8 protein-coding genes and 2 pseudogenes are annotated in these 7,772 nt (G+C 33.4%); 1 reads left to right on the top strand and 9 read right to left on the bottom strand.

Annotated elements, in window-relative coordinates; all coding sequences use genetic code 11:
• Window positions 1-342, bottom strand: a 342-nt coding sequence (locus V5784_RS00975; protein ID WP_336887180.1) for an acetate uptake transporter, incomplete at its 3' end; no start/stop codon positions are given.
• 253 nt (window positions 343-595) lie between these two features.
• On the opposite strand from V5784_RS00975, the gene ugpC reads away from it, so the two are divergent.
• Window positions 596-1,720: a sn-glycerol-3-phosphate ABC transporter ATP-binding protein UgpC gene (ugpC, locus tag V5784_RS00970; protein ID WP_336887179.1), complete on the top strand. Its 1,125-nt coding sequence runs from the start codon at window positions 596-598 to the stop codon at window positions 1,718-1,720.
• 143 nt (window positions 1,721-1,863) lie between these two features.
• Here the strand turns inward: ugpC and V5784_RS00965 are convergent, their stop codons facing one another.
• From V5784_RS00965 to V5784_RS00930, 8 genes and pseudogenes are all read right to left on the bottom strand, one after another.
• Window positions 1,864-2,352: a methylated-DNA--[protein]-cysteine S-methyltransferase gene (locus tag V5784_RS00965; RefSeq protein WP_336887181.1), complete on the bottom strand. Its 489-nt coding sequence runs from the start codon at window positions 2,350-2,352 to the stop codon at window positions 1,864-1,866.
• 79 nt (window positions 2,353-2,431) lie between these two features.
• Entirely contained in the window at window positions 2,432-2,815 is a 384-nt protein-coding gene (locus V5784_RS00960) for a carboxymuconolactone decarboxylase family protein (protein ID WP_336887178.1), read from the bottom strand.
• Between the two features lie 635 nt (window positions 2,816-3,450).
• Complete coding sequence (gene asnS, locus V5784_RS00955) at window positions 3,451-4,842, bottom strand: asparagine--tRNA ligase (protein WP_336887177.1); 1,392 nt, start codon at window positions 4,840-4,842, stop codon at window positions 3,451-3,453.
• A gap of 10 nt (window positions 4,843-4,852) precedes the next feature.
• Window positions 4,853-5,071 (bottom strand): DUF896 domain-containing protein, encoded by a 219-nt coding sequence (locus tag V5784_RS00950; RefSeq protein WP_336887176.1) that lies wholly within the window; start codon window positions 5,069-5,071, stop codon window positions 4,853-4,855.
• A 354-nt stretch (window positions 5,072-5,425) separates the two neighbouring features.
• Window positions 5,426-5,914, bottom strand: a pseudogene (gene dps, locus V5784_RS00945) (DNA protection during starvation protein); the annotation flags it as partial.
• 234 nt (window positions 5,915-6,148) lie between these two features.
• Window positions 6,149-6,481, bottom strand: a pseudogene (locus V5784_RS00940) (cyclic nucleotide-binding domain-containing protein); the annotation flags it as partial.
• 15 nt (window positions 6,482-6,496) lie between these two features.
• A complete protein-coding gene (locus tag V5784_RS00935; RefSeq protein ID WP_336887175.1) occupies window positions 6,497-6,625 on the bottom strand; it encodes a hypothetical protein in 129 nt (42 codons plus the stop codon).
• Between the two features lie 82 nt (window positions 6,626-6,707).
• Window positions 6,708-6,935: a DUF1413 domain-containing protein gene (locus tag V5784_RS00930; RefSeq protein WP_336887174.1), complete on the bottom strand. Its 228-nt coding sequence runs from the start codon at window positions 6,933-6,935 to the stop codon at window positions 6,708-6,710.
• Between the last annotated feature and the right edge of the window lie 837 nt (window positions 6,936-7,772).

The following is a 7,772-nucleotide window of genomic DNA, read 5'->3' as shown; positions in this document are numbered from 1 at the left end:
GATAAGTGTAACAAGACCCCATACAAACATATAAGAACCTAAAGCAATATGGTCAGTTGCCAGATATCCTGCGTTGTTTAACATTAAAATTCCTGCTAATGTCCACCAGAAAGCTCCATAAGAAGTAAATGCTGTAGCTCCGAATGTGTTACCTTTTCTGTTTTCTTGGATACCTGCAATTATTTGTGCAAATCCTCCATAAAAAAGTCCCATCATTAAGATCATATTATTCATTTCAAATAAACCTGCGTTGTGTAAATTTAATAATAAAGTTGTTGTTCCAAATCCTAAAAGCCCTAAAGGTGCTGGGTTAGCGGTTGTATCTTTAATTGATCTTTCCATTGTAATTTCTACCTCCAAAATTTAATTATTTTATAGAGAATAATACCATTTTTTTTAAAAGAGTGCAAGTTTTTTTTAATTTTTGTAGAAAAATTTTGAATTAATCTATTGAAATGGAACTTTTTGTTTGTTATCAGAAAAAGTTTGTTTTTATAGGTAAATAGAGTATACTAATTGTGGATAAAACGTTTTACCAAGGGTGGTGAAGATGACAAAAATTAATAATCATTGAATTATATACAGGAGGATAGAAATGGCAGGAGTAAAATTAAAAAAGGTAGAAAAAACATATCCAAATGGATTTAAAGCAGTTCATGGGATAGATTTAGATATCAAAGATGGAGAATTCATGGTATTTGTCGGGCCATCTGGTTGTGCAAAATCCACAACTCTTAGGATGATTGCTGGATTAGAAGATATTACCGGTGGTGAGATAATCATAGGGGGGAAGGTTGTAAATGAACTGCCTCCTAAGGATAGAGGGATTGCTATGGTATTTCAAAACTATGCACTCTATCCCCATATTACTTGTTATGAAAATATGGCATTTGGTCTAAAATTACAAAAAATACCCAAGGCTGAGATAGACGAAAGGGTAAGGAGTGCAGCTGCAAAATTAGAGATAACTGATCTATTGGACAGAAAACCGAAAGAGATGTCTGGTGGACAGAGACAGAGGGTAGCAGTAGGAAGAGCCATTGTGAGAAAACCCGAAGTTTTCCTATTTGACGAACCCTTATCAAACTTAGATGCCAAACTAAGGGTCTCTATGAGGGTTAGAATCACTCAATTGCATCAAGAGTTAAAAGATGCTGGTCAGCCTGCTACCATGATCTATGTTACCCATGATCAAGTAGAAGCTATGACTATGGGAGACAGAATCTGTGTATTAGACTATGGTGTGATCAGGCAGGTAGATACTCCCATCAATCTATATAGCAGGCCGCAGAATAAATTTGTTGCAGGGTTTATCGGGTCACCTTCAATGAATATCATTCCATCTGAATTATTTATGGATGGAGGGAAGGTTGCTATAAAAGTAGGAGAAACTATCTTACACCTGTCCAAGGAAAAGGCAGAAAAAGTAAAGAGCCATGTGGGGAAAAAAGTGTGGTTTGGAATCAGACCAGAGCATATTGGATCTTATGAAACACATCCAGGGAAGGAAGAGTATATAACTGGAAAGATCTCTATCGTAGAGCAAATGGGGAATGAGGAGTTTGTTCATTTCACAATGGATGGAATTCAATATTCTGCTAGATTCTCTTCTGAAAATGTTAAAGAAACGAGAAATGGAAAAGATTACAACTTCTGGTTTGATATGGAAAAATGTCATATCTTTGATTATGAAACCGATGAAAATATATCTTTAATATAAAAGGACTTAGTCACGAATGACACAAAGTACACAAAGGAAAAAAAAGAGAGCTCGCAGAGAGAATCTAAACCTTCGAAAATCAATGTAGATTGGCATCAAAAAGGGAAACAATAGTTGTTATTGTTTTCCTTAAAATTTATACATTATTTTTTTATTTTTTTCTCTAAATTTAGGAGATATTCTTTTCTCCAAAGACCAGCTCCAAATCCTGTAAGTTTACCCGACTTACCTATTACTCTGTGTCAGGGAACTACAATGGAAATTGGATTTTTCCCATTTGCACCTCCTACAGCCCTCACAGCTTTAGGATTGTTGATGGCCATAGCTTCCTCCGAATAAGAGATAGTTTTTCCATAGGGAATTCTATGCATGGCTTTCCAGCACGCCCTTTGAAACTCTGTATCACCTTTAAAATCAATATTTATAGTGAATTTAGTCCTCTTTTTTTCAAAATATTCCTCTAATTCTTTTTTGCATTTTATCACTTCAGGGCTAGATATTTCCTCGGATTTTTTTTCATCTAAAAAATAAATACCGCTTATTCCATCGATTTCTTCAAGGATCTCAATGATACCAAGATAATCATGCTCTAAATACACTCTTCCTTTCAAACAACCACCTCCGATTTTGATTAAGTAAATTATATCATAATTACCAAAAATTTAATTTTTGGATAAAAAAGCTTCCATGACAGTCATGGAAGCCTTCGATTTATTCCTTACTCAAATATTTTCCAATCTCTTGAAGTTCTTTCATGAATTGATCTTTGTCGAAAAGAGTTCCGTTGAGATACACACTCCATCCGGTTCCAAATTTCGATAGATGGACTGCTTCCTGAATTTCTGCATCAGTTGCACCGTGAAGTTTAGCAAGTCCAGTATGGAAGTTTACGCAATACCAACATTGGTTGGCTGCAGCTACTCCTAATCCAATAAGCTCTCGATATTTTGAAGGTATTTCACTATCTTTTTTCAAAACATATCTTTTAAATAAATTCCATTCCATAGCCAGTGAATCTTCTGGAATTTCTTTAAAAAATCCAGGAACCAACCCCAGGGCTTCTTTCCTCTCCATAAATATCTCATTTTTATTCATTTTTATCTCCTCCTTCTATTACTTAATCAATCTCATAGTCTGTGGTTAATATTTCCAATAAATGGCCATTTGGATCTTTAAAATAACCTCCACGACCACCATAGCGATTGTTGATTTCACCTCTCTCTAACATAGTTTATTAATTGTTAAATATACTTACTAATATATACTTCATTATAAATTTAACATTGTCAAATAAACATATCAATAATATCGCGATCAAGATACATTAAAAATAGGGATCTCCGTGTAAAAAAGTGTTGATGTTGGGATATAAAAAATTATTGAATTTTTAAATTTGTATAGAATAAGTTACTAAACTTAATTAATATCATTGCTTAATTTAATCAAAACCGATAACATTTAAGTTGTTTTTTTATTTGAATAATTATATTATATACGTGTAATGGGTATTGCAGTATAAATTGAAATTCTGCTCCCTCCCCAAGGGAAGTCATTACATCCATTGTACGATTATATAAAGAAGGCTCTTGATAATCATAAGAGCCTTTTTTATTATATACTAGGTAATAACTCTAATCTTCATAAAGATATCAGGCCAAGAATAAATTTATACCAAAAAACCCCCAAAAAGGGGGTAATAAGTTGATAAGCCTTAGCTATCTATTTGCTCCTTAAAAGTCTGCACTCTTAGGAGTTCTAGGGAAAGATATTACGTCTCTGATATTTGTCATTCCTGTAATGTACATTAATATTCTTTCAAAACCTAATCCAAACCCAGAATGAGGAAATGAACCATATTTTCTAAGATCTGTATAGAACTTATAGTCTTCCTTAGGAAGGTTGATTTCATCCATTCTTCTCTCTAACTCTTCTAAGTTGTCCTCTCTTTGAGACCCACCTATAATTTCTCCAATTCCAGGAGCTAATAGATCCATAGCTCTTACTGTCTTTCCATCTTCGTTAAGCTTCATATAGAAAGCTGTGATATCCTTTGGATAGTCTGTTACGAAAACTGGTCTTTTGAAATGTTTCTCCGCTAAGAATCTTTCATGTTCAGATTGTAGGTCAATCCCCCACTCCACTTTAAATTCAAATTTTTGCTTTGAATTCAATAGGATATCTACTGCCTCAGTGTAGGTAACTCTAGCAAAATCATTTGCTAAAACATTGTTTAATTTATCAAATAATCCTTTTTCTATAAATTTATTGAAAAATTCCATCTCTTCAGGAGCTTTTTCCATAACATATTTAATGATATATTTTACCATTTCTTCAGCTAAATCCATATTAGCTTCCAAGGCTGCGAAAGCAATCTCAGGCTCTATCATCCAGAATTCAGATGCATGTCTAGTTGTATTTGAGTATTCTGCTCTAAATGTAGGACCAAATGTATATACATTTCTAAATGCAGCACAATAAGTTTCTACATTTAATTGTCCACTTACAGTCAGGTTAGTTTCCTTTGCAAAAAAGTCCTCTTTATAGTCGACATCTCCCTTATCTGTTTTAGGAACATCATTTAAATCTAAAGTAGTTATTCTAAACATCTCTCCTGCACCCTCAGCGTCACTTCCAGTTATGATTGGAGTGTGCACATATACAAATTCTTGATCTTGGAAAAACTTGTGGATAGCATATGCAACTAATGATCTTACTCTAAATACTGCTGAAAAGGCATTTGTTCTAGGTCTTAGATGGGCTATTGATCTTAAATATTCAAAGGTATGTCTCTTATTTTGTAATGGATAGTCCAAATCAGCTTTTTGGACTATCTCTACAGAGGTTGCTTTGATCTCAAATTTTTGCCCTTTTCCCTCTGATTTTACAAAAGTTCCAGTTACATACATAGATGTAGCAATTGATACTCTGCTTATCTCGTCAAAATTCTCTAAGTTTTCCTCAAATACCACTTGTAATCCGGTAAAAAATGAACCGTCATTCAATTCTATAAAACCAAAACTTTTTTGACTTCTAATCTTTCTTACCCAACCAGAAATTTGTACTTCTTGATCTAAGAATTGTTCACCATTTCTGATAAGTTCCCTAACTGTTACTTTTTTCATAAAATCCTCCCTAACTCAATTTAGTTATTTTTTTATTTAATTTTACTTCATTTCCATCTTCGTCTACAACTTTTACTTGATCTAAATGTCCCCTAACTTGGGATCTAAACTGCTCTAAGTATAGAGTTCTGTATTTTTGTCTTGCTATTGTTTCCTCATCTGTCAACGTTCTTTTCTTAGCCAAGGCTGAATAGTAGTTCACCTTAGCTATAATATCTTTCATTTCCACTTTAATCCTCCTATCTAATAAAAAAACTCCCCACTACAACAGTGAGAAGTCAAAATTCATACAAACCCTAAAAAAATAAAGTAAGTACGGAGACACACACAAGCAGTTCCTCGATACCCTTTGACGTTACGTGTCAAATACGTCTAAGCCTACTGAGATTTTTTTAAAAAATCTTTTGGGTTAGCAGCTCCAAGGTGTTCTTCACAACTAATTCCACTACTAGTCTCTCACCGTCACTAGCTCGCTTTAGTATCTATTAGAAGTTACTCTCCTCATCTTCGCTTTTATAATTAGAAATATTATACTATTATGCTATTTAATTGTCAACTCTCTGAGGGTTTTATTTTTTCATGACTATTTCATAAATTTGGAAACAAATGGGGAAGTTTCACCTCTCCTTAAGAAATGTCCGGATGGACCCTCTCTTAAAAATTCTGCAAACCAAGACTCATGTTCAATCTCTTCATTGAGGATTGCTAATGCTAAATCATATGTACGATGATCTTTTCCAGCTGTCATATTGCAGATTTCAGTATAACCACGAACAGCACATCTTTCTGCATTTAATAAAACCTTTAATATTTCTTCAACATTGCTAGGATCCTCAGGTAAACTAGCTGGAGGGCAGGCTGACATATCGTGAAAGACTTTCATATCATCGGGTAATTTCCCACCAAGTTCATAAATTCTAGGAATCAAAGCTTCGAAATGATTTCTATCTTCTATTCTAGCAGTTTCTGCAATTTCTTTGATACCTTCCCCTTTCAACCCTATAAGGTTGCATCTTAAAATTGTATAGTAATAAAAAGTAGTTAATTCTGCTGCTGCATTTTTGATCAATAGATCTAAAAGTTTTCAACGTCGATTCCTGTATCTTCTACCATCTTTCTGGATACTTTAGCCATAATTTTTCCTCCTTTTTCCATCAGTTAATTAAGATAATGATAAACCATAAAATAAACAATTAATATATATCAGATCCTTATTTAAGGATAAAATATTATAAACCTTAAATTGTACAACTGGATGCCAAAGTTCAAATGTAAGTCGTCTTATTTAATACTGCTTTCTTTAAAATTAAAGGTTTCCTTTCTCTTCTATGAGGATATAGTCCATGATTATCTCTTTCGCCACTTTAAGGGCTCTGGCTAGATCTCTTGCCTCGTTTAATATAATCTTCCCAAAGAGTCTGGGATTTTGCTCTTCCAAAAGGTAGAGGGTCATCTTAGGGATAACTGCCAAAACAATATCTGTATCGGCAGTTGCTGTGACAACTTGTTTTTGGATCCCTATTGGAGAAGCTATCCCAAAAACTGATCCCGGGCCAAATTTGAATAACCTTCTCCCTGCAACGGTGACCTTCACCTCTCCCTCTAAGAGAAGGTAGGAGTCTCCTGGGGAATCTCCCTCCTCAAAAACATTTTCTCAAGCACTGTAGCTTCTTTCCGCAAGACCCTCTATAAATGAATCAAGGTCGATTTTTTCTACTCCTCCAAAAAGAGATGTCTTTGGGAGAAGCTCAATAATCTTGTCTTTCAGTTTATCTTCAGGCATAATAAATCCTCCTTACATTGATCATTTCTAAAAAAGCAACGTGACGTTGCATCCAGACAAGCATAATCTAATTTTTTCATGACTATTCTTTTTTATAGACCTGCTGTTCTTTCTCATTTGTTTTTAGGATTGTTATTCCTTCAGTTTCACCAATTTCTATTGCGTGTAAGAACATCCTCTCTAAAATTGTTCGCTTCATGATATCTAAACTTTCCCATTCATAGTTTTTAAATAAGTCCTGTAATGTAAAATTTTCTCCTGATTTTAAGTGCCTTATTTCTTTTAAAGCCACTGCTAAATAAGCCTCCATAATCTTAACCTCCATCAATAAAAAATATTGTCACCTATAAAATTTCTATTTCATTCATACGTTATTATAAATTCAGCTATCTTCTTTTTACTCCCATTGAAGTAAAAATCCTTTGCTATTTTTTAACCTTTAATTAATGACTCTTAAAGAAAAAAATTAAATGTATTAAAACCTAAATCTTTACACTAAGCTAGAAAAAGCTAGAAAGAGCACTAAGAGAAGCTCTTTTTCTTGGTTAGAAATTTTTACCTTTGACGCAGACTAGAATCTGCCTTTTTTAATTCTGACTTTTATTTTGACTTAAAAATGAAGTTTATAGTCGTTCCACTTCAGCTGTAGTGTTCCTACAATGACGATCGTGTATTACTAACTAAGACAATTATAAATCTTCTTGACTTTCTTTCGTCTATTTCTTGTGTCAAGACAAGAAACAGACCCGTATTAAAGAGGGACTCTTTAGAACTTTCTTTTGTCGCAGATTACACAGATTAAAAACTTATACCTTCTACACTAAGCTCACAAAGGAATAACTAGAGAGTGCACTAAGAGATTCTTTTTTTTCTTGAGCCTGACTAAGGTCTGACTATCGCAATATTCTATGTTTATGATAGTAAACTAATAGTATTTTTGTTTTTTAATTCTTACATTATATGGTGGTCGTGTTTGTCAAACAGTTTATGAAAAAACTTAAACAATTTTTTGAGTACCAAAATATACCTTAGCAGGTGTTTCATAATCTAAAGAACTATGTCCTCTATCGTTATTATAAAAATTAATATACCTTTTTATTCCCGTGTATAATTCTCTTAAATTTTGATATTCATTAAGAAATATTTC

Origin of the sequence: Psychrilyobacter sp., assembly GCF_037132775.1 — a bacterium.
GTDB lineage: Bacteria > Fusobacteriota > Fusobacteriia > Fusobacteriales > Fusobacteriaceae > Psychrilyobacter.
This window is presented reverse-complemented; position numbering and strand designations above follow the sequence as displayed.